This window comes from Saccharopolyspora sp. NPDC050389 (assembly GCF_040655595.1).
In the GTDB taxonomy this organism is placed as follows: Bacteria; Actinomycetota; Actinomycetes; order Mycobacteriales; family Pseudonocardiaceae; genus Saccharopolyspora.
Genome location: NZ_JBFAKG010000056.1, coordinates 1 through 19,904 on the forward strand (window position 1 = coordinate 1; position 19,904 = coordinate 19,904).

Annotated in this window: 21 protein-coding genes; 5 read left to right on the forward strand and 16 right to left on the reverse strand. The window is 70.4% G+C overall.

From position 1 onward, the window contains the following. Positions 1 to 64: 64 nt before the first annotated feature. From AB0I53_RS30940 to AB0I53_RS30965, 6 genes are all read right to left on the reverse strand, one after another. Entirely contained in the window at positions 65 to 298 is a 234-nt protein-coding gene (locus AB0I53_RS30940) for a hypothetical protein (RefSeq protein WP_358610716.1), read from the reverse strand. Between the two features lie 46 nt (positions 299 to 344). Further along, positions 345 to 536, reverse strand: coding sequence for a hypothetical protein (locus tag AB0I53_RS30945; protein ID WP_358610719.1), 192 nt, complete (start codon positions 534 to 536; stop codon positions 345 to 347). Positions 537 to 583: 47 nt separating this feature from the next. Then, the gene (locus AB0I53_RS30950) at positions 584 to 1,819 is read right to left on the reverse strand and encodes a YeeE/YedE family protein (RefSeq protein WP_358610722.1); all 1,236 of its coding nucleotides are present in this window, start codon (positions 1,817 to 1,819) and stop codon (positions 584 to 586) included. A 19-nt stretch (positions 1,820 to 1,838) separates the two neighbouring features. Beyond that, entirely contained in the window at positions 1,839 to 3,494 is a 1,656-nt protein-coding gene (locus AB0I53_RS30955; RefSeq protein WP_358610725.1) for a hypothetical protein, read from the reverse strand. A 134-nt stretch (positions 3,495 to 3,628) separates the two neighbouring features. After that, positions 3,629 to 5,449, reverse strand: coding sequence for a hypothetical protein (locus AB0I53_RS30960; RefSeq protein WP_358610728.1), 1,821 nt, complete (start codon positions 5,447 to 5,449; stop codon positions 3,629 to 3,631). 377 nt (positions 5,450 to 5,826) lie between these two features. Beyond that, positions 5,827 to 6,078, reverse strand: a complete 252-nt coding sequence (locus AB0I53_RS30965; protein WP_358610731.1) for a hypothetical protein — start codon at positions 6,076 to 6,078, stop codon at positions 5,827 to 5,829. 21 nt (positions 6,079 to 6,099) lie between these two features. On the opposite strand from AB0I53_RS30965, the gene AB0I53_RS30970 reads away from it, so the two are divergent. The 4 genes from AB0I53_RS30970 to AB0I53_RS30985 are packed head-to-tail and all read left to right on the forward strand — an operon-like array spanning position 6,100 to position 8,901. Next, positions 6,100 to 6,597 (forward strand): DUF1772 domain-containing protein, encoded by a 498-nt coding sequence (locus AB0I53_RS30970; RefSeq protein WP_358610734.1) that lies wholly within the window; start codon positions 6,100 to 6,102, stop codon positions 6,595 to 6,597. Then, complete coding sequence (locus tag AB0I53_RS30975; protein WP_358610737.1) at positions 6,597 to 7,049, forward strand: hypothetical protein; 453 nt, start codon at positions 6,597 to 6,599, stop codon at positions 7,047 to 7,049. The genes AB0I53_RS30970 and AB0I53_RS30975 overlap by 1 nt, the downstream gene beginning before the upstream one ends. Positions 7,050 to 7,078: 29 nt before the next feature. Next, complete coding sequence (locus AB0I53_RS30980) at positions 7,079 to 8,230, forward strand: sensor histidine kinase (protein ID WP_358610740.1); 1,152 nt, start codon at positions 7,079 to 7,081, stop codon at positions 8,228 to 8,230. Continuing rightward, complete coding sequence (locus tag AB0I53_RS30985) at positions 8,227 to 8,901, forward strand: response regulator transcription factor (protein WP_358610743.1); 675 nt, start codon at positions 8,227 to 8,229, stop codon at positions 8,899 to 8,901. Before AB0I53_RS30980 ends, AB0I53_RS30985 begins: the two co-directional genes overlap by 4 nt. An 11-nt stretch (positions 8,902 to 8,912) precedes the next feature. Here the strand turns inward: AB0I53_RS30985 and AB0I53_RS30990 are convergent, their stop codons facing one another. From AB0I53_RS30990 to truB, 10 genes are all read right to left on the reverse strand, one after another. Next, positions 8,913 to 9,365, reverse strand: coding sequence for a hypothetical protein (locus tag AB0I53_RS30990; RefSeq protein ID WP_358610885.1), 453 nt, complete (start codon positions 9,363 to 9,365; stop codon positions 8,913 to 8,915). A 15-nt stretch (positions 9,366 to 9,380) separates the two neighbouring features. Further along, positions 9,381 to 10,133 carry a 4-hydroxy-tetrahydrodipicolinate reductase gene (gene dapB / locus AB0I53_RS30995; protein WP_358610746.1) on the reverse strand — a complete coding sequence of 251 codons (753 nt, stop codon included), beginning with the start codon at positions 10,131 to 10,133 and terminating at the stop codon, positions 9,381 to 9,383. 458 nt (positions 10,134 to 10,591) lie between these two features. Beyond that, on the reverse strand, positions 10,592 to 11,929 hold the full coding sequence (locus AB0I53_RS31000; protein ID WP_358610749.1) for a pitrilysin family protein: 1,338 nt from the start codon (positions 11,927 to 11,929) through the stop codon (positions 10,592 to 10,594). Between the two features lie 310 nt (positions 11,930 to 12,239). Continuing rightward, positions 12,240 to 14,486 (reverse strand): polyribonucleotide nucleotidyltransferase, encoded by a 2,247-nt coding sequence (locus AB0I53_RS31005; RefSeq protein ID WP_358610752.1) that lies wholly within the window; start codon positions 14,484 to 14,486, stop codon positions 12,240 to 12,242. 251 nt (positions 14,487 to 14,737) lie between these two features. After that, entirely contained in the window at positions 14,738 to 15,007 is a 270-nt protein-coding gene (gene rpsO / locus AB0I53_RS31010) for a 30S ribosomal protein S15 (protein WP_093261676.1), read from the reverse strand. A gap of 146 nt (positions 15,008 to 15,153) precedes the next feature. Then, the gene (locus AB0I53_RS31015; RefSeq protein WP_358610755.1) at positions 15,154 to 15,723 is read right to left on the reverse strand and encodes a 2'-5' RNA ligase family protein; all 570 of its coding nucleotides are present in this window, start codon (positions 15,721 to 15,723) and stop codon (positions 15,154 to 15,156) included. A 58-nt stretch (positions 15,724 to 15,781) separates the two neighbouring features. Further along, positions 15,782 to 16,267: a helix-turn-helix transcriptional regulator gene (locus AB0I53_RS31020; RefSeq protein ID WP_358610758.1), complete on the reverse strand. Its 486-nt coding sequence runs from the start codon at positions 16,265 to 16,267 to the stop codon at positions 15,782 to 15,784. A gap of 168 nt (positions 16,268 to 16,435) precedes the next feature. Continuing rightward, on the reverse strand, positions 16,436 to 17,422 hold the full coding sequence (locus AB0I53_RS31025; RefSeq protein ID WP_358610761.1) for a bifunctional riboflavin kinase/FAD synthetase: 987 nt from the start codon (positions 17,420 to 17,422) through the stop codon (positions 16,436 to 16,438). Positions 17,423 to 17,509: 87 nt separating this feature from the next. Then, positions 17,510 to 18,169 (reverse strand): DUF4232 domain-containing protein, encoded by a 660-nt coding sequence (locus AB0I53_RS31030; RefSeq protein WP_358610764.1) that lies wholly within the window; start codon positions 18,167 to 18,169, stop codon positions 17,510 to 17,512. Positions 18,170 to 18,299: 130 nt separating this feature from the next. Further along, positions 18,300 to 19,208 carry a tRNA pseudouridine(55) synthase TruB gene (truB, locus tag AB0I53_RS31035; protein WP_358610767.1) on the reverse strand — a complete coding sequence of 303 codons (909 nt, stop codon included), beginning with the start codon at positions 19,206 to 19,208 and terminating at the stop codon, positions 18,300 to 18,302. A gap of 73 nt (positions 19,209 to 19,281) precedes the next feature. Here truB and AB0I53_RS31040 point away from each other — a divergent pair, with 73 nt between their 5' ends. Continuing rightward, entirely contained in the window at positions 19,282 to 19,779 is a 498-nt protein-coding gene (locus AB0I53_RS31040) for a peptide deformylase (RefSeq protein WP_358610770.1), read from the forward strand. Positions 19,780 to 19,904 lie beyond the last annotated feature (125 nt).

Genomic DNA, 19,904 nt, shown 5'->3' on the forward strand with positions numbered 1-19,904 from the left:
TGGGTTGCTGCAGCAACCCAAAAGACTCACGGCCCCGTGCCCAGCGAAGGCACCCGGGCGCGGCTCAGAGCAGGCCGAGGCGCTTGGGGACGCCGCTGATCGAGTCGATCAGGCCGAAGACCGGCACTCCCAGCGGCGCGAAGGTCCACTTGTTGTTCAGGTCGCCGGTGTCGGGTTCGTCGACGACTGCCACGCCGTCCTCCCGCGGTGCCTCGGCGAGGGCCGCCGGGCCGGTGCCGAGCAATGCGACTCCGGCCAGCAACGAGGCCGCAACGGCACGTCCTGCGATCCGCTTCATGTTCTTCCTCCCAATTCGGCTTCGGGCTTGATCGATCGTCGGATTCTCAGCCGCCCAGCACGTCGAAGACGGGCTGCAGCAACTGAGTGGGCAGCTGAACGGTCGGGCCGAGCACCGCACCCAGGTCGACGCCGGGCAGCACCCAGATCGGCTCGGCCGTGGCGACGCCACCGGTCAGCAGGCAGGCGGCCAGCGCGGCCGCGGTCGCCGCGGCGAACCTGCGGATGGATTTGGCCATGGTTCCTCCATTTCTTGGTGTTCCACGCGGTTTTTCCGCGCGGCGGATCAGCAGACCGAGTCGGACGGTTTGGGATTGGAGAGCCCGAACAGCGGACGCAGCGCGACACCCGCGAAGGTGCCGACGAGGGCCATCGCGCCCCACAGCCAGCCGTGCAGGCTGAACGAGGCCACTCCTGAGAAGTAGGCACCGATGTTGCAGCCGCCGGCGAGCCGGGCGCCGATCCCCATGACCACGCCGCCGAGCACGGCGCCGACCGCCAGCTTCCACGGGATCTTGCGGTGCAGGGTGAAGGCTCCGGCCAGGGCGGCGGCGATGAGCGCGCCGATCATGATCCCGAAGTCCATCACCGAAATCCGGTCGGTGAGCACGGAAGCCGAGAGCTTCGCGGCGTTCTCCGGCACGCTCCAGAACGGCGTGCCCGAGATGTCGATGCCGACCCAGCCGAGGATCTTGGCGCCCCACAACCCGAACGCCGAGGTGATTCCCCAGGCGTGCCCGGACACGAACAGCGTCAGCGCGTTCAGTCCGGCGAGCAGCAGCGCCCCGACCCATAACGGCCAGGAGCCGCGCAGCACCCGCAGCACGCCGCGTTCGGTCGGCGGCTGTTCGAGAGGCGGTGGTGTCCGGCGGCGTTCCACCAGCACCGATGCGCCGGCGATGGCGCCGATGACCAGCAGCGAGATGAGCAGAGCTCCGGCGTGCCCCAGCGGCGTGTCGGCGAGCGAGACGCTGGGACCGGTGTTCTGCAGCAGTTTGATCCAGTCGGCGGCGAAGGCGCTCGCGACCGAGCCGGCGATGAAACCGCCTAGGGTGAACAGGATCGCGGTCTGCCCGCTGCCGACTGCGAACAGCGTCCCGGAGGCGCACGAGCCGCCGACCTGCATGCCGACGCCGAACAGGAATGCGCCCAGCACCACGCCCAGCCCGGCCGGCGCCACGCTGCCTTCCGGTGTCCCGGACAGGCTCACGCCGCTGCCCAGCAGCACGGAGAACAGCAGGCACGCCACGCCCAGCATCAGCATGTGCTCCCGGATCGCCCGGCCTTGGCCGACGGTCACCAGCTGCCGCCACGCCGAGGTGAAGCCGAACCGGGAATGGAACAGCACGAGCCCGAGCGCGAGGCCGACCGCGTAGAGCACGGTGAGCTTCCAGCCGGCGGCGTTGTTGACGGCCAGGCCCACCACGACGGCTACCGCGACACCGATCGCGACGACGCCGCGCTGCGCGGGTGGTGCCTGCACCGGTGGGACGACCGGACGCGATACGTCCACAACAGACATGAGCACTCCTGGTTCTGGGTCAGGACGGAAGGGGTCCGGAAATGGCGACGACGGTGCCCTGCGGGATCCATTGGCCCGCGGCGGAACTCCCGTGCGGGTGGTTGGCCATCCGCATCACGTCCACCTGGGCGGAGGCGTAGATCGTGACCTCGCCGGTGAGGTTCTCCTGCCGCGCCGCGAGCCAGCGGCGGAATCCGGCGAGCGAAGGCGGTTCGCCGCCGAACACACCGGCCAGCGTCATGCCGTAGGTCAGCGAGCGCTCGTCGCGGGGATCGAAGCGCAGCGGGATGGACGAGCCGGCCACGGCGTTCACCACCGGCCCGTGCAGCAGCCACGGCGCTAGGTGGACGCCGTAGATGTAGCCCGGCCCGCTGTTGCTGGATTCGAGGGCTTCCGCGGCGCGCGACCAGCCGGAGACGACGAGCAGCGCGCCGCCGGGATCATCCCGAATCGCCAGGCCGCGTTGCTGTGCTTGGGAAATCACCGCGTCGGCGGCCGCTCGGGAGCGCGGCGATTCGTCGCTGATCACGGCGATCGACGGAACCTCGGCCGCGGCGAGGTAGCCGACCTGCTTGCGCAGCGCATCCTCGTCCTCTGTGGACAATTCTGTGGACGGGCAGCTGTCCAGAACCGACGGAGCTCCGGCGGCGATGCCGCCCAACGCGGCGCTTGCGCATTCCGGCCCGTCCGCGGCGACGGCGTCCGGCAGCGCCGGGAGCTCGCCGGTGTCGACGTCCACCGTGCCCTGCTCCGCCCCGCGACGAACCACGAAGTCGCTGCGGCCGCCGGCCAATTCGACCTCGGCCCAGGTTCCCGTGCTGCCCGGTCGCGGTGCGGCCCGGGAGATCCGGCCGCCGGATTCGACTACGACGTCCAGTCCCGCGCTCGCCGGGAAGTGCACCAGGTTGCGCCCCGGCCGGTGCGGGCTGACCAGCACCGGCGTCCCGGCTGCCGACGCGAGCCTGGGGATGCCGGGTACCGCCAGGTCGTGCGGCTGCGGGATGCCTGGCAGGGCGGTCCAGGTGACGACCGCGGCCAGAACTCCCACCGCGCCCAGCCGGTAGACCCGCTGGACGTCGCGGAGCACCGCGGTCAGCACCAGAACTCCCAGCGACGCCGCGAGCAGCCCGACGAGCAGCAGGCCGTAGGCGCTGTCCACCAGCCGCCGGTCGAGCAGCCCCGACATCAGCAGCTGTCCGAGTCCAGCCCCGGCCAGCGCCAACGCCGCGGTCAGCGCCACCGGCCAGGGCCGCAGTCCGCTGTCGTGCCGCCAGGTTCCGACGGCGAAGCCGAACCAGACCACGGCGACGGCGGCGAACACGGTGTCGAGGAAGAACGCGAGTGACGAATGCCCGAGCCCGGCTTCGGCGATCAGCAGCAGGGCCAGCGCGAACCCGAGATACGTCGAGGCGGCCCGCCATCGCAACGCGATCGGCACCGCCAGCGCGAGAATCGCGTGCGCCACCGCGAAACCGATGTTGATGTCGAGCACCGCCGCGGACCACCCGCTGGCCAACGCGGCGATGCCGCCGGCGGTCCAGGCCAGCCACGGCGGCACCGTCACCACGGCGCGCAGCAGGCCGACGCCCGCGACCACCGCGGTGCTGGTCAGCAGGAGAATCCGCAGCACCAAGGCCAGCAGATCCACACTGGACACCCCGGTGTGGGAGTGCATGTTCTCCATCAGCCACTCGCGTTCTCTCGCTTGGGTTCCGAACGATTTCGGGTGGGATCGCCGCTTGCCGCGCGCCGGGAAGCGGCGAGATCGCCGCTCCCCTTCCCGGTGAGGCGCTCCACCGGGTGCGCGGTCTACTTCACGTCGCCGTCGGCGACCACGAACAGCTCCGAGTGCGGTTTGGCGTTGCCGAACTCGCCGTGCGGCCAGGACCGCCGGTTGAAGTTCACGCCGACCTCACCGGTGACCTCGTCGCGGAAGTCGTCGTCGACCGACACCGATCCGTCCTTGCCCAGGCTCACGATGTTGACCTTGTGGTCGCCGTCCAGGCCGGATCGGGCCACGAAGTAGTTCGACACCGCCAGCCGCTGCGGCTGCTGCGTTTCCTGGTAGAAGCCGTCCTGGCCGAGCACGAAGTTGTCGTACGCGCCCCAGTGCGGTCCGGCGCCGGGCTTTCCGGGGTTGATCGGGGTGGCGCCGGCGAGCGTCGGGCAGTCCGCTTCGGCGCCGCCGTGCTCGGCCTCCTCCTTGGTGTCGATCGAGCACTTGTAGTCGTCGCCGGCTCCGACGAGCTTGGAGATGTCCAGCGCGTAGACGCCGCCCGTGGTGCCCGGGTCGTCGGGCCCGAACGTGCCGGGCTGACGTCCCTGGATCGCCCGGTACAGGAAGCGGTCGTCCGGGCTGGTCTGGATCCAGCCGCCGTTGGAGCTGCCGCCGTTGCGGTCGTTGGCGGCGTCGAAGCCGGGGTTGGCCGTGCCGTCGTCGAAGACCTGCCGCCAGTGCGGCTCGGCCGCGGTGATGTCCGGCGTGTAGAAGACCGCGCCGCCCTGCATCGTCTGGGCGAAGGCGCCCTTGTGTCCGGGGAGGTTGGTGACGGTCGTCTCCATCACCGCGCGGCTTTCCTGGTGCAGCGGGTCGGCCGGGTCGGCGCGGGGCCCGTCCGGCAAGTAGGACACCGCCTTCAGCTTCGGGTGGTTGCGGTCGGAGATGTCCCAGGTGCGCACGGTGGGCCGGCGCAAGTACGGCGACGGCGCCTTCACCGGGTCCAGGATGATGTTGCGCGGCTCGACGTAGTCGGCGGTCACCAGCGTGTTCAGGTCCTCGCGGGCCTGGATGCCGTGCGGGTTGGCGCAGGTCGCCTCGCCGAGCCTCGGCAGGTTCGCGCACAGCTTCTCGTTGTCACCGCCGGGCGTCGCCGCCGGGGACTGCGAGAGCACCTTGGCGTTCTCGTCGAAGCGCACGACTTCACCGGGGCTCCCGGCGAATCCGTTGCCGATGTGCACCGAACCGTCGTCGTACCGGTACGGGCCGGGCGCGACCGGTCCGCCCATATAGGTCGCGTACGCCGTGCCGTCCTTGAGCACCCAGTAGGCGTCGGGAACCGAGCCGCCGAGCGTTTGCGTCGGCAGGCTGATGCCTTTCAGCTTCACGTTGGGCAATGCGGCCACGTCGAATGCGTAGGTGGCGGCGCCGAAGAGCGCGCCCGCGTAGATGGTGTCGCCCTTGTGCCACACGTATTGCATGTGGTGCGGCTCGTTCTCCACCAGTGGCCCGACGGTGATGGTGTTGACGACCTGGCCGTATCCGGGCGATCCGGGGGTCGCGTCGATGACGGCGAGGAAGTCCGGCCCGGGCAGGGCGTTCGAGACCTTGCCGACGCCGCCGCCCAGCGATCCGGGCAGGTTCCGCACGTCCGGGACGACCGTGTCGGCGATGTTCTCGTCACCGGCCCAGACCAGCAGCCATTCCTTGCGCTTGCCGTCGGACTGCGACTTCTCCAGCGCGCTTTTCACCAGGTGGTTGGTGACCGTGTAGTCCTTGCCGTCGGCGCCTTTGACCGATTGCGTCGACACTTCGACATCTGCGTAGGCGTCTTGGACGGGTAGCGTGACCGCACCGACCGCCAGCAGCACGGCGGCCAGCCCGGTGGGCCATCTGCGAAAACGTATCTTCATTTGTGCTCCGAGAATCCGTGGAATCACCCGACTGAAGGCATGCCGGAACGCCACCGGCCGCACGTCGGAAAACGCGCGCGCTAGGGGAGGAAACGGCGATACCGAAGGGAACACATCGGACCGGGGGAAACCCGCATTGTCACGCCAGGCCCGGTTCCGCGAGAGGAGAGCTCTAGCAGGCGCAACAGAGCGCGCTGGCCTGCTGCACCAAATCGACATGCAGGCGAGCCACCAGAGTGGCGAACCTAGACATGGCTGAAATGATCGGGATTACCGGTGACGCTGTCAATGGCCCAACCACTTGGTGAGATCGCCGAACATCGTTACCCGGAAAAGCGCAGCACGCGTTCGCGTTCACCCGAAGAGCGGTAGAGGGGTTAACAATGTAACCATATCTTGCCGCCACCACGAAGTATTTCTTTCACAAATCCCGAAAACCGCCGCAGTCCGCGCGCCTGCACCCATTGTGCCTGAGGATCGCCCGCGATGCCGCCGCCGTTGCGGCGCACCAGGAAGCGGTCCACTTCGGACCGGCGCGGAAGCACCGGCGTACGTCGAGATGCGTACGACGCGGGAGCTTCCAGGCCGACGACGTGGGCACGCTGCCCGAATAGCTTCGGACGCACCATGTTTCGCCCCTAGGAGGAGCCTTGCGCAGGCGCGCCCTTTCCCTCGGCATCGCCGGGGCCTACGTCTGGATAGCGATGGTGGCGTTCGGGGGGATCGCGGTCGAGACGATCGTCATCTACCCGAACGTCTTCCACGACCCGCCGCGGTCGCTGGCCGGTGCCGTGGAGTTCTTCCAGATCACCGGGCCCGCCGACTTCTTCCCGCCCATGGGGGCGGTGACCGTGCTGGCGACGGCGGCGAGCCTCGTCCTGCTGTGGCGCAGTCCGGTGCCGCGCCGGTGGCTCGCGGGCAGCCTGGCTTCGCTGCTGGGCGGCGAGTTCTTGTTCTCCGCGCTCTACTTCTGGCCGCGCAACGAGATCATGTTCACCGAGGGCATCGCCGTGCATTCCGCGGAATTCCTGCGGCAGGTCGCGGTCGAGTTCGAGACCGGGCACTGGTTCCGGCTGGCGGCGAGCGCCGTGACCGCGACGACGGCGTTCATCGGTTTCCTCCGCTACCACCGGGAAGAGGTGCGCTGATGCTCGGTCGATTCCGGGAATCCCTCGGCATGCCGCTGTCTGCGGTGTTCGGGTTGGCGCTGCTCGGCGTGCCGCGGGTGGTCGCCCACGATCTCCGCCTCGCGGGCACGCTGGTCAACGCGTTGCTCGTGTTCGTGCCCATCGCGGTCTGGCTGGCGGTCGTGCTGTGGCTTCGGGTGCCCAACGCGTTCCGCACGCTGCTGATCGTCGGCGTCATCTACGGCGTTCTGCTGGGCGTTGTGCACCAGCTGCTCTGGGCGCAAGCATTCGGAGGTGATGCGCCCATCCTCGGCGGGAATCTCGCCGGTGCGCTGGCGCCTACGGCCGAGAGATTGTTGTTGCGGGCGTTCGCCTTCCTGAGCAGTCTCGTGACCGGGGTGCTGGTCGGCGCTGGTACCGGCATGGTCGGCTGGGTGATCGCGAAGGCGGTGCCGGGCTTCCGGAAGCACTGATGTTTCGCATGGAAGGGAGATCCGGCGACGTGGACGCTCCGAGCGACCGGCGGCAGCTAGCGGTCGACACCGGCCTGGCGATGCTGGTGCTGGTGGTAGTCGGCACGGCGATCACCGCGAACGTCGGCGGATCGGAACCGCCGGGCATCGGCGCGTACGGATTCAGCGCGCTGTTCGCCGTGCTGATGCTGGTGCGCCGCCGGTGGCCGGTCGGGACGCTGCTGGTGACGACGGTCGCGTTGCTCGCGTACTACGTGCTCTCATACCCGCCGATCGGGCTCGCCGTGCCGGTGGCCGCGGCGCTGTACTCGGCGGCGGAGCAGGGCAGGCTGCGGATCGCGAGCGGGGTCGCGGTGGCGCTGCTGCTGATCTCCACGGTGGCCCGGCTGCGAACGGGCGACGATCCGGCCTTCGTGCTCGGCTTCGAGTTCACCAGTTCCGCCGGGCTCATGGCGGCTGTCGTCGCGCTCGGCGACAGCGTCCGATCGCGGCGCGGCTGGCGCGCCGAGCTGGACCGGCAGGCGCGAGCAGCGGAGCTGGAGCAGGAGCGGGAGGCGGCCCGCCGCGTGGAGCAGGAGCGGTTGCGGATCGCGCGTGACCTGCACGACCTGCTCGCGCACACCACGTCGGTGATCTCCCTGCACACCGATGTCGCGCGGGAGTCGCTGCGCGACGACCCGGACGCCGCCGAGCGTTCGCTGGTCGTCGCGCGGGGCGCGTGCAGCGACATGGTGCAGGAGCTGCGGACGACAGTGCGCGCGTTGCGCGATCCCGAGGACGATGACACCGCGATCGAGGGCTTGGATCAGCTCGATGCGCTGCTGCGCCCGGTCCGGGCCGCCGGGATCGACGTGCAGGCGCGCACCGAGGGCGAGCCGAGGCGGCTGCCGGCGATCGCGGATGGGACGGCCTACCGGGTGGTTCAGGAAGCGTTGAGCAACGTGCTGCGGCACTCCGGCGCGGGCAGCGTCACTGTGGAACTCGGCTACCGCACCGCCGAGCTGGCTTTGCGGATCAGCGACGACGGTCGCGGCGCCGACCTCGGCGCGGCGCGGGGTGGTTGGGGCATCATCGGGATGCGCGAGCGGCTGGCGCTGCTCGGCGGAGATCTGCGGGTGAGCTCGCGGCCGGATGGAGGTTTCGTGGTCGAGGCGCACGTTCCGCTCGCGGAGCAGCCGTGATCAGGGTCGTGCTGGTGGACGACCAGCACTTGATCAGGGAAGGGCTGCGGGCGCTGCTGGAACGGGCGCCGGACATCACCGTCGTCGGCGATGCGGCCACCGGTGAGGCCGGCGTGGCGGAGGTCGCGCGGCTACGGCCCGACGTGGTGCTGATGGACATCCGGATGCCCGGCGGCGATGGCCTCTCCGCGACCCGCCGGATCGTCGCGGATCCCGCGCTCCGGCAGGTCCAGGTGGTCGTGCTCACCACGTTCGACACCGACGAGAACATCCTCGACGCGGTTCGCGCCGGGGCGGCGGGCTTCCTGCTGAAGGACACCGCGCCGGAGCAGATGCGCGAGGCGGTGCGGGTGGTGGCAGGCGGCGAGGCGCTGCTGTCTCCCGGCGTCACCCGCCGCGTCATGCGGGCCGCGGCGGCGAGCTCCCGCTCGCTCGACGTCCATCGCCTGGCCGGGCTGACCGAGCGGGAGCTAGAGGTGCTGGCCGAGGTCGGCGCCGGATGCTCCAACGCCGAGATCGCCGAGCGGCTGTTCATCAGCCCGGCGACCGCGCGAACCCACGTCGGCCGACTGCTGTCCAGATTGGACGCCCGGGACCGCTCGCAACTCGTGGTGCTGGCCTACGAAACCGGGCTGATCACGCCGGGACGGTCCCGCGACGGGGGCGAGTAGCGAAAACCGCGTCACCGCGCGGATTCTTCGCGCTCCAGCTCGATCGCGCGGCGCATCGCCTTGCGACCGCGGTTGCGGTCGCCGGCCAGGTCGTAGGCCTGCGCCAGCGCGAACCAGCGCCGCCAATCCTTCGGCGCGGCTTCGAGCTCGGCCTGCTTCTCGTCGAAGTACGCGTCCGCCGCCTCCCGCTCGACGCGGCCGGAGGGCCGCAGGGGCAGGTGCGAGACGTCCGGCAGCGCGTCCTCGTCGAAAAGCCGCTGCGCGAGCCGCTCCGTGCTCGCGCCGAACCGCAACTGGTCGACGACCAGCACCGCGCCGAGCACCGGCAGCACGAAGACCGCCACGCCGAGGGCGATGAACACCGGCTGCCCGCTGGTGATCATGGTGACCGCGCGGCCGCCCATGAGCACCAGGTACACCAGCAGCACGATCGCCACCACGAACGCGGACGTCCGCGGGGTCATCAGCTTGCGGGCCACTCAGATCCCCAGCAGCGCGTCGAGGCCGATGGTCAGGCCCGGCCGGGAGCCGACCTCGCGGATCGACAGCAGCACCCCGGGCATGAAGGAGCGGCGGTCGTAGGAGTCGTGCCGGATGGTCAGCGTCTCGCCCTCGGTGCCGAACAGCACCTCTTGGTGCGCGACGAGCCCGGTCATCCGCACCGAGTGCACCCGCACGCCGTCGACGTCCGCACCGCGGGCGCCGTCGAGCTCCTTGGTCGTCGCATCCGGCACCTCGCCGAGGCCCGCATCGGCGCGCGCCTGCGCGATCACCTGCGCGGTGCGCGCGGCGGTGCCCGACGGCGCGTCGGCCTTCTTCGGGTGGTGCAGCTCGACGATCTCCACGGATTCGAAGAACTTCGCGGCGAGCTCGGCGAACCGCATCGACAGCACCGCCCCGATCGCGAAGTTCGGCGCGACCAGCACGCCGACCTCCGGCCGGTCGGCCAGCCAGGAGCGGACGGTGTCCAGCTCCGGGGTGCCGAGCCCGCTGGTGCCGACCACCACGTGGATGCCGTGCTCGACGCAGAACCGGATGTTGTCGAGCACCGCGTCGGGGTGGGTGAGATCGACCGCGACCTGGGCGCCGCCGTCGACCAGCCCGGTCAGGCCGTCCTCGCGGTTGATCGCGGCGACCAGTTCGGTGTCGGGGGCCTCGCCGACGGCGCGAACCGCCTCGGAGCCCATCCGCCCGCGGGCACCCAGCACGCCGACCTTGATCGGGCTGTTCACGTGACGACTACCTTTCCACCTCGACGCCGCACTGCCGCGAGTCTATGCACCGGCGTTTTCCAGCGCCGAGGCGCACCCGGATCGCGTTTCGCCTGGTCAGTGCCCGTGAGCACTTCGGAGCGCTATAGAGGCTGTTTTGGATGTGGTGACGTGCGGATGTGGTGACGTGCGGATGTCGTAACGCGGGCGTTTTGTCTTTGAAGCGGCGCAGCCGCTTAGCCCACCCACGCAACCCGCACCGCCGCGGGTTCACGATGCCCACCCCTCCGGGGTTCTCCCAGCGAGGACAGCCCCGACGTGGTGAATTGGCATTCACGATGTCGGGGATCCCACAGCGAGAAGACCGCGGTGACTCCCGCAGGGGGGCCGCCACCCGCACCGCTATATCAGGGCGAGTTTGGAAACAGGCTCTATAGCGGCCCAAAGTACTCACGAGCCCTTGGCCGGGAGGACGTGACTCACATGCCGTCGGGCAGGTCCGCCGACGAGTCGTACGGCCCGACGACGGCGGTGGTCAGCGGGCGGCGCAGCAGCTCGGCCGCGAGCTCCGCCACGTCGTCGACGGTGACCGCGTCGATGCGCTCCAGGGTCTCCTCGACCGTGAAGTGCCTGCCGTAGTTCATCTCGATCTTGCCGATCCGGCTCATCCGGGAAGCGCTGTCCTCCAGGCCGAGCACCAGGCCACCGCGCAGCTGCCCGCGGCCGCGCTCCACCTCGTCCGCGGTCAGCCCGTCGGCCGCGACGCCGGCGAGCACGCCGCGGATCACCGTCGCGACCTCGCCGAGCCGGTCCGGGGTGCAGCCCGCGTACACCGAGAACGTCCCGGCGTCGGAGTACGCCGTGGTGTTCGAGTACACCGAGTAGGCCAGGCCGCGCCGCTCCCGGACTTCCTGGAACAGCCGTGAGCTCATGCCGCCGCCCAGCGCCGCGTTGAGCACGCCGAGCGCGAAGCGGCGCTCGTCGTAGCGGTCGAAGCCGCGGCAGCCCATCAGCAGGTGGGCTTGTTCGGTGTCGTCGGTGTGCAGCGCCAGCGACTTCTGCTTCGGCAGCCGCGCCCGGCCCGTGCGCGGCGGCGCGGGCAGCACTTCGCCGTCCAGCCGGTCGCCGAGCGCCTTGCGCAGCAGCCGCAGCACCCGGCCGTGGTCGACGTTGCCTGCGGCGGCGATGACTATCTTCGGCATCTCGTAGCTGCGCTTGTAGAAGCCGTTCACCCGGGCCCGGGTCATGTCGGTGATGGAGTCCTCGGTGCCCAGCACCGAGCGGCCGAGCGGGTGGTCGCCGAGCACCGCCGAGGTGAACAGCTCGTGCAGCAGGTCCTCGGGATCGTCGTCGCGCATCGCGATCTCCTCCAGGACCACGCTGCGCTCGACGTCCACATCGGACTTCGCGTTCAGCGCGTCGAAGACCACGTCGCAGAGCATGTCGATCGCCAGCGGCAGGTCGCGGTCGAGCACGTGCGCGTAGTAGCAGGTGTGTTCCTTGGCCGTGAAGGCGTTCAGCTCGCCGCCGACCGCGTCGATCTCCTGCGCGATGTCCACCGCCGTGCGCTTGGCGGTGCCCTTGAACAGGAGGTGCTCCAGGTAGTGCGCGGCACCGGCCTGCGGGCGGCCCTCGTCGCGCGAACCCACCGCGACCCAGATGCCGACGGAGGCCGAGCGCACGCCGGGCACGGGCTCGGTGACCACCCGCAAGCCGCCCGGCAACACCGTTCGGCGGACGGCCGCGTCGCCGTTGCCGCCGAGGATTCGAGTGGTTCCGGGACGCTGCAGGTACCCGGCGCGTGTCTGCTTCTTCATGTCCCTTTAGAGAGTATTTCGAAATTGGTTTGCGTAGCGGTGCGGGTAGCGGAACCTCAGATGCCCCCTTGCTGTGGGATCCCCGACATCATGAATGCCAATTCACCACGTCGGGGCTGTCCTCGCGAGGAGACATCTGAGAACCCGCGGCGGTGCGGGTTGAGTCCCACACCGCAAGCGGCTGCCGCCGCTATAAAACACCAACCACCTTTGGTGTCGTCGCGACATCGTGAGTTGACGACAACCGTACGGCCCGCCCCGGAGATCCAGGACGGGCCGCATTGGACAGCGCGTCACGCGCGCCGATCGGTCACTCCGCCGGGGTCTCGGCCTCCGGCGTGGCCTCGCCCTCGGCCTTCTCGGCCTCGTCGCTGACCAGCACCAGGCTGATCTTGCCGCGGCTGTCGATGTCGGCGATCTCCACGCGCAGCTTGTCGCCGACGTTCACCACGTCCTCGACCTTGCCGATGCGCTTGCCGTTGCCCAGCTTGGAGATGTGCACCAGGCCGTCCTTGCCCGGCAGCAGCGAGACGAACGCGCCGAAGGCCGCGGTCTTGACCACGGTGCCCAGGAAGCGCTCGCCGACCTTCGGCAGCTGCGGGTTCGCGATGGCGTTGATCTTGTCGATCGCGGCCTCCGCGGACGGGCCGTCGGCGGCACCGACGTAGATCGTGCCGTCGTCCTCGATGGTGATCTCCGCGCCGGTCTCCTCGGTGATCGAGTTGATCATCTTGCCCTTCGGGCCGATGACCTCGCCGATCTTGTCAACCGGGATGCTGATGGAGGTCACCCGCGGGGCGTGCGGGCTCATCTCGTCGGGCTTGCCGATCGCCTCGGCCATCACCTCGAGGATGGTGAACCGGGCGTCGCGGGCCTGGCCGAGCGCCTGGGCCAGCACCTCGGACGGGATGCCGTCCAGCTTGGTGTCCAGCTGCAGCGCGGTCACGAAGTCCTTCGTGCCGGCGACCTTGAAGTCCATGTCGCCGAAGGCGTCCTCGGCACCGAGGATGTCGGTCAGCGCCACGTAGTGGGTCTTGCCGTCGACCTCGTCGGACACCAGGCCCATCGCGATGCCGGCCACCGGCGCCCTCAGCGGCACGCCCGCGTTCAGCAGCGACAGCGTCGAGGCGCACACCGAGCCCATCGAGGTGGACCCGTTGGAGCCCAGCGCCTCGGAGACCTGGCGGATCGCGTACGGGAACTCCTCGCGCGTCGGCAGCACCGGCATCAGCGCGCGCTCGGCCAGCGCACCGTGGCCGATCTCGCGCCGCTTCGGGCTGCCGACCCGGCCGGTCTCACCGGTCGAGTAGGGCGGGAAGTTGTAGTGGTGCATGTACCGCTTCGTCGTCTCCGGGGACAACGAGTCGATGGTCTGCTCCAGGCGCAGCATGTTCAGCGTGGACACACCCAGGATCTGGGTCTCGCCGCGCTCGAACAGCGCCGAGCCGTGGGCCCGCGGGATCACACCGATCTCGGCGGACAGGCTGCGAATGTCGGTCAGCCCGCGACCGTCGATGCGAACCTGGTCGCGGATGATCCGCTGGCGCACCAGCTTCTTGGTCAGCGACCGGAAGGCGGCGCCGACCTCCTTCTCGCGGCCCTCGAACTGCTGGCCTTCGCCGGTGCCGACCTTCTCCAGCACCGAAGCCTTGATCTCGTCGAGCCGGCTCTCGCGCTCCTGCTTGCCGGCGATCTTCAGCGCCTCGGCGAGCTCACCGGAAACGGCCTGCTCGACGGCGGTGAAGGCGTCCTCGGCGTAGGCCGGGAACACCGGGAAGTCCTGGACGGCCTTGGCAGCGGCGCCCGCGAGCTGCTGCTGCGCCTGGCACAGGGTCCGGATGAAGGGCTTCGCGGCCTCCAGGCCTGCGGCGACGACCTCTTCGGTCGGCGCCTGCGCGCCACCGGCGACCAGCCCGACGGTCTTGTCGGTGGCCTCGGCCTCGACCATCATGATCGCCACGTCGTCGCCGACGATGCGGCCCGCGACGACCATGTCGAACACGGCCCGCTCGAGCTGCTCGTGGGTCGGGAAGGCCACCCACTGGCCGTCGATCAGCGCCATCCGGGTGCTGCCGATCGGGCCGGAGAACGGCAGACCGGACAGCTGGGTGGACGCCGACGCGGCGTTGATCGCCAGCACGTCGTAGAGGTCGCTGGGCGCCAGGCTCATCACGGTGACGACGACCTGGACCTCGTTGCGCAGGCCGTCCACGAAGGACGGGCGCAGCGGCCGGTCGATCAGCCGGCAGGTCAGGATCGCGTCGGTGGACGGGCGACCCTCGCGGCGGAAGAACGAGCCGGGGATGCGGCCCGCGGCGTACATCCGCTCTTCGACGTCGACGGTCAGCGGGAAGAAGTCGAAGTGCTCCTTCGGCTGCTTGGACGCCGTGGTGGCGGACAGCAGCATGGTGTCGTCGTCGAGGTAGGCGACGACGCTGCCGGCGGCCTGCTTGGCCAGCCGGCCGGTCTCGAACCGGACGGTCCGGGTCCCGAACGCGCCGTTGTCCAGCACGGCGGTGGCTTCGTAGACGCCCTCGTCGATCTGGGGTTCAGTCAAGGTTGACTCCTCGGTTTCACGAGGCCCACGGCAGGAGCATCCGGATCGTGGTCCGACGAGGCCGGCCATCGATCGAAGCCCCCGGGAACGTCTGTTGCGACGACTTGCCCGGCAGCCACTACCGAGGACCGGCGGACGCCTGTCCGGTGCGTGCCACCGTGAGCGCTCTTCAGTTGCGACGGCGCTCCGGGCGCCGTCCGTTCTTCATGCACCAAGGGGAGCGGCCCGCTGGCCGCTCCCCCCGGTGTTCGTCAACGACGCAGACCGAGTCGCTGGATCAGCGAACGGTAGCGTTCGATGTCCACCTTGGTCAGGTAGTTGAGCAGCCGACGGCGGCGACCGACCATCAGCAGCAGACCACGACGCGAGTGGTGGTCGTGCTTGTGCTGCTTGAGGTGCTCGGTCAGCCCGACGATCCGCTTGGTCAGCAGGGCCACCTGGGCCTCCGGCGAACCGGTGTCGCCGTCCTTCAGGCCGTACTCGGCCAGGATCTGCTTCTTGTCTTCAGTGGACAACGCCACGAGTTGACTCTCCTTCAATGTCCCGTGTCAGCGACGCCCGATCAATCGATCGGGTGGCGGGTCGACGCCTGGTCGACCGGACGCGGCCACCACGGACTGCAGCCGTTCCACACATCAGGATAACAGGGAGAGCTGCTGCGACCGGGCTAACCCGGCATCTCGCGGGTCACCGCCACCCGGTGCACCGTCCGGTACTCGCGGCCGACTTCCCGCAGGTCACTGCACACCACCGAGAGTTCACGCGACCGCCACCACGGCCCGGCGTAGCCGGCGAGCAGCCCGGGCAGCAGCTCGCGGTCGGCGCGCCCGGCGGCCCACCTGGCGATGGTGAGATGCGCGGTGTAATCGTGCGCATCGCCACCGGCCGCGCGCACCAGCGCGCGCAGCGCGGCGTCGTCGGAGTCGGTCTCCGGCTCGACGCCGACCCACAGCACGCCGCGGAACGTCCCGGCGCCGGCCAGCCGGAGGCGCGGCGGCGCCGGGTCGGTCTCCAGCAGCCGGGCGACGTGCTGGTCGAGCCGGTCGGTCACGCGCTGCTGGTCGGCGTCGTCGCCGTGGAAGCACAGCGTCAGGTGCCAGCGCGAAGAGGGCGTGAAGCGGAACTTGCGCAGGCCCGTGGTCGCCTCGGCCACCCGGTCCGGGTGGAGCCGGTCTACCGCCGATGCCAGGTGCCGCACCGCCTCCTCCGACGGCCACAGCGCGGTGAACAAACGCATACCCAAGTGTCCGTGAACTCCCCCGGCGCCCGCCCGGCGGCACCTCGCCCGCGGAAGCTCAGTCGTCGCCGTTGGCGGCGCGGCGGAGCAGCTGCGCCAACGCCGGGTAGCGGCCCTCCAGCAGCGACGCCGCCGCCGCCAGCTCGCCGGGCTTGGCCACCTCGCGCAGCACCGGCCAGGCGGCCTCCTCGCCGTTGGCGGAGCGCATGACCGGCAGGTTGTCGCGGCCCACCGACGGGCGCGACTGCCGGACGTCTTCCAGCGCCTGCTTGATCGCGTCCGCCTCGCCCGCGGCGACGCCCGGGATGAGCACCTTGCGCTCCAGCATTACCAGCCTGGCCAGCACCGACGGGTTGCCGATCTTGGCCCGGCGCCCGCTCATCACCTGGCTGAGCATCGGCGCGCTGATGCCGAGCACTTCCGCGAGCTGGGCCTGCGAGATGCGGAACGCAACGACCAGGCGGCGCACCCGGTCCCCCAGCGGCTCTCCGTACCACTGCCGCTGCAGTGCGAGGTTCCGCTGGACGTTGCTGTTCTCCGCCACCTTCGTTCCCCCCGTGTCGGCGCCGACCCGGCCGCGGACGGCTGTTGATCCGGCCCTGAATACTGCCAGGTCACCGGCCGGGCGTGGCCGGGAATCCGAAAAGCGTTCCGATCGTGGTGCGCCGCGCGCCGGACGCGGTTGCCCCGTTCGGGCGTTCGGCATGCCGTCTCACCCGCCCACGGCCAGGATCCGCCGGGTTTCGGCGACGTCCTGGTGCATCTGCTCGATCAGCGCTTCGACCGTGTCGTAGCGCTCCATCGACCGCAGCCGCTGCACGAAGTCCAGGTCGACGTGCTCTCCGTAGAAGTCGGCGTCGATGTCCAGCACGTACGCCTCGACGGTGCGCTCGGTGCCGGAGAACGTCGGGTTGCTGCCCACCGACACCGCCGCGGGCAGCGTTTCGCCCGGCTGCATCGAGCCGCGCCGGCGGTGCGTGAACCACGCGGCGTACACGCCGTCGGCCGGGATCGCCGCGTGCGGCGGGGTGGACAGGTTCGCCGTGGGGAAGCCGAGTTCCTTGCCACCGCGCCCGGCGCCGCGCACCACGATGCCTTCCAGCCGGTGGTGGCGGCCCAGCGCGGAGGCGGCCGCGACGACGTCGCCGGCGTCGATGCAGGAACGGATGTAGGTCGAGGAGAAGGTCACCGACGGGCCCGCCGCGTCGTCTGCGCGCTGCACCGGCCCGGACACCAGCGCGTCGGACTCGACCTCGAAGCCGAACCGCTCGCCGAGCTTGGCCAGCAGCTCGATGTTGCCGGCCGCCTTGTGGCCGAAGGTGAAGTTCTCGCCGACCACGATCTCCGCCGCGTGCAACCGCTCCACCAGCATCGCGTGCACGAACTCCTCGGCCGGGACGCGGGAGATCTCGCGGGTGAACGGCAGCACGCAGAAGACGTCGACGCCGAGCTGCTCGGCCAGTTCGGCGCGGCGCCGCAGGGTCGTCAGCTGCGCCGGGTGACTACCCGGGCGGACCACCTCGGACGGGTGCGGGTCGAAGGTCATCAGCACGCAGGGCACGTCGCGGCGGCGAGCCTGCCGCACCGCGTGCGCGATCAGCTGCTGATGCCCCCTGTGCACCCCGTCAAAGACGCCGATGGTGACCACGCACCGGCCCCAGCCACCGGGAATCTGCTCCAAACCACGCCATCGCTGCACGACCAGGAAGCCTACTGCGCCGCCACCCGACAGCCGGAACGCCACCGCCCGTGCCGCGGGTCGCGCGGCACGGGCGGCGTGAACGGCTCAGTTCGTGTAGTCACCGAACGGCTGGACCTGGAGCTCGTGGTTCTCGCAGATCCGCATCGAGTTGTCGCCGCCCTGGTTGACCGGCACCTCGATGTCCTGGGCACCGGCCTGCGGCAGCCGCACCGAGAGCGCTCCCGGCATGTCGCACCCGCCGTCGTCGCCGGAGGTCGTCCAGGTGATGTTGAAGCTGGCAAAACCGCCCTGCCCGTCCAGCCGCATCGGCTGCGCGCCGTCGGCCGTCACCTGCTGGACCGTGATCGGCATGGTCGCGCCGCCTTCGGAGCCGCGCATCGCCTCGATCTCCGGGTACCCGTCAAGCACGCACGGAGTCATGTTGTCGCTGTTCTTCGTCACGCTGAACAGGCCGCTGCTCGGGCGCCCGTCGTAGTTCTCCGAGGTGACGAACTTCGCATCGAGGTCGGACGCCTCGCACGGGCGGTCACCGGCGTTCCCGGGCGAGTTCGAGCCGGAACCGGACGTCTCCTCGGCGGTCGCCTGCTGCTGACCTGCGCTGGCCTCGACCGGCTTGCTCTCGGCCTGCGAGCCACCGCTGGTCGCCTGCTGCGGCGCTCCGCCCGTCGCGCCGCCTGCCGCACAGCCGCTCAGCGCCAACCCCGCCGCCAACACGACGGTCGCCCCGACTAATCGCTTGCGCATGCTGCTCCCAACGTCTGTCGTCACTGGATCGGACTAGCCCGTGGGACGAGCGACGTCTTCCCGGGTTCCAGAGATGTGACCCGGGTCACCGAAACTGCTTGCGAATCGAAGTCGGTTCGACCGAAATGGCTCAGTTCGCCGGAATGATCACCAGCACCGGCTTCGCGGTCCGGCCGCGGTCGCGAACCAGGGCGACCGCTCGACCGTCCGGATCGAACATCCCGTACGTGCCCTCGACGCCGGCGGCCGGCACGACCTGGCCGTGGGAGAGGGCGCGGGCGGTGGTGGCATCCACGTTGCGGCGCGCAAAAGCGGCCTCGACCGCCTGGTCCAGGCCCATCGACAGCCCGGGCTCGGCCTCCAACTGGTCCAGGGTGCGCGCCGTGGCCAGCCCGAACGGGCCGACCCGGGTCCGGCGCAGTTCGGCGAGGTGCCCGCCGACGCCGAGCCCGGCCCCGAGGTCGCGCGCCAGCGCGCGCACGTAAGTCCCCGACGAGCATTCGACGAGCACGTCCAGGTCGGTCGTGCGCTCGGTGCGGCGCAGCGCCAGCACGTCGAAGCGCGACACCGTGACCGGCCGGGCGGCCAGCTCGACGGTCTCGCCGTTGCGCACCATCTCGTAGGCGCGGCGACCGTTGATCTTCACCGCGCTGACCGCGCTGGGCACCTGCTGGATGTCGCCGCTCAGCTCCGCGATCCCGGCCCGGATCGCCTGCTCGTCCACCGCGGCGGCGTCCGCTTCGGACACCACGTCGCCCTCGGCGTCGTCGGTGGTGGTGACCGCGCCCAGCCGGATCGTGGCCAGGTACGCCTTGGTGTCCAGGGCGAGGTGGCCGAGCAGCTTCGTGGCCCGCTCCAGGCCCAGCACCAGCACGCCGGTGGCCATCGGGTCCAGCGTCCCGGCGTGCCCGACCCGGCGGGTGCCCATGATGCGGCGAACCCGCGACACGACGTCGTGCGAGGTCATCCCCGCCGGCTTGTCGATCACCAGCAGGCCGGGCGGAACGGTGGGACGCGTTTTGCGGGAGTGCTCGGACACGAGGAACCATCTTCCCCGATCCGGCGCGGCGCGCGTCGCTAGGGTGGCGCCGGAACTGCGAGGAGGTTCAGCGGTGGCATTCCGACCGATCCGGCGCTTCGGCGATCCGGTGCTGCGCATGGCAGCCGAGCCGATCACGGTCTTCGACCAGCGGCTGCGCTCGATCGTCACGGACCTGCTGGACACCGTCGACGCGCCCGGGCACGCCGGGGTCGCCGCGCCGCAGATCGGAGTCGGGGTGCGAGCGTTCAGCTATCGCGTCGACGGCGAGATCGGCTACGTGCTCAACCCGGAGGTCGTGGAGCTCTCCGACGAGGTGCAGGACGACGTCGAGGCGTGCCTGTCGCTGCCCGGGCTCGGGTTCGAAACCCGCCGCGCCCAGCACGCCGTGGTGCGCGGCGTGGACCTGGACAACGAGCCGGTCACGGTGTCGGGTAGCGGCCTGATGGCGCGCTGCCTGCAGCACGAAACGGATCACCTCGACGGCATGGTCTACATCCAGCGCCTCGACCCGGAACGCCGCCGTGAGGCCTACCGCCAGGTCCGGGAACAGTCCTGGTTCTGGCAGTGACCCGCCCCCGAGCAGCAGGTTTCCGCTGGCAACGGGGCCGTGGGGGGTTTTGGGGGGGGTTTGTGCCCCCAATACTCAACGGCCCCGGGCCCCGCGGGGGGGCGCGCGGCGGGGGGGGGGGGGCC

Excerpts from the sequence above, each read along its gene's own strand:
- AB0I53_RS30940 (WP_358610716.1), bottom strand. The coding sequence starts at position 298 with ATGAAGCGGATCGCAGGACGTGCCGTTGCGGCCTCGTTGCTGGCCGGA.
- AB0I53_RS30945 (WP_358610719.1), bottom strand. The coding sequence starts at position 536 with ATGGCCAAATCCATCCGCAGGTTCGCCGCGGCGACCGCGGCCGCGCTG.
- AB0I53_RS30950 (WP_358610722.1), bottom strand. The coding sequence starts at position 1,819 with ATGTCTGTTGTGGACGTATCGCGTCCGGTCGTCCCACCGGTGCAGGCA.
- AB0I53_RS30955 (WP_358610725.1), bottom strand. The coding sequence starts at position 3,494 with ATGCACTCCCACACCGGGGTGTCCAGTGTGGATCTGCTGGCCTTGGTG.
- AB0I53_RS30960 (WP_358610728.1), bottom strand. The coding sequence starts at position 5,449 with ATGAAGATACGTTTTCGCAGATGGCCCACCGGGCTGGCCGCCGTGCTG.
- AB0I53_RS30965 (WP_358610731.1), bottom strand. The coding sequence starts at position 6,078 with ATGGTGCGTCCGAAGCTATTCGGGCAGCGTGCCCACGTCGTCGGCCTG.
- AB0I53_RS30975 (WP_358610737.1), top strand. The coding sequence starts at position 6,597 with ATGCTCGGTCGATTCCGGGAATCCCTCGGCATGCCGCTGTCTGCGGTG.
- AB0I53_RS30990 (WP_358610885.1), bottom strand. The coding sequence starts at position 9,365 with ATGACCCCGCGGACGTCCGCGTTCGTGGTGGCGATCGTGCTGCTGGTG.
- AB0I53_RS31000 (WP_358610749.1), bottom strand. The coding sequence starts at position 11,929 with ATGAAGAAGCAGACACGCGCCGGGTACCTGCAGCGTCCCGGAACCACT.
- AB0I53_RS31015 (WP_358610755.1), bottom strand. The coding sequence starts at position 15,723 with ATGCGTTTGTTCACCGCGCTGTGGCCGTCGGAGGAGGCGGTGCGGCAC.
- AB0I53_RS31030 (WP_358610764.1), bottom strand. The coding sequence starts at position 18,169 with ATGCGCAAGCGATTAGTCGGGGCGACCGTCGTGTTGGCGGCGGGGTTG.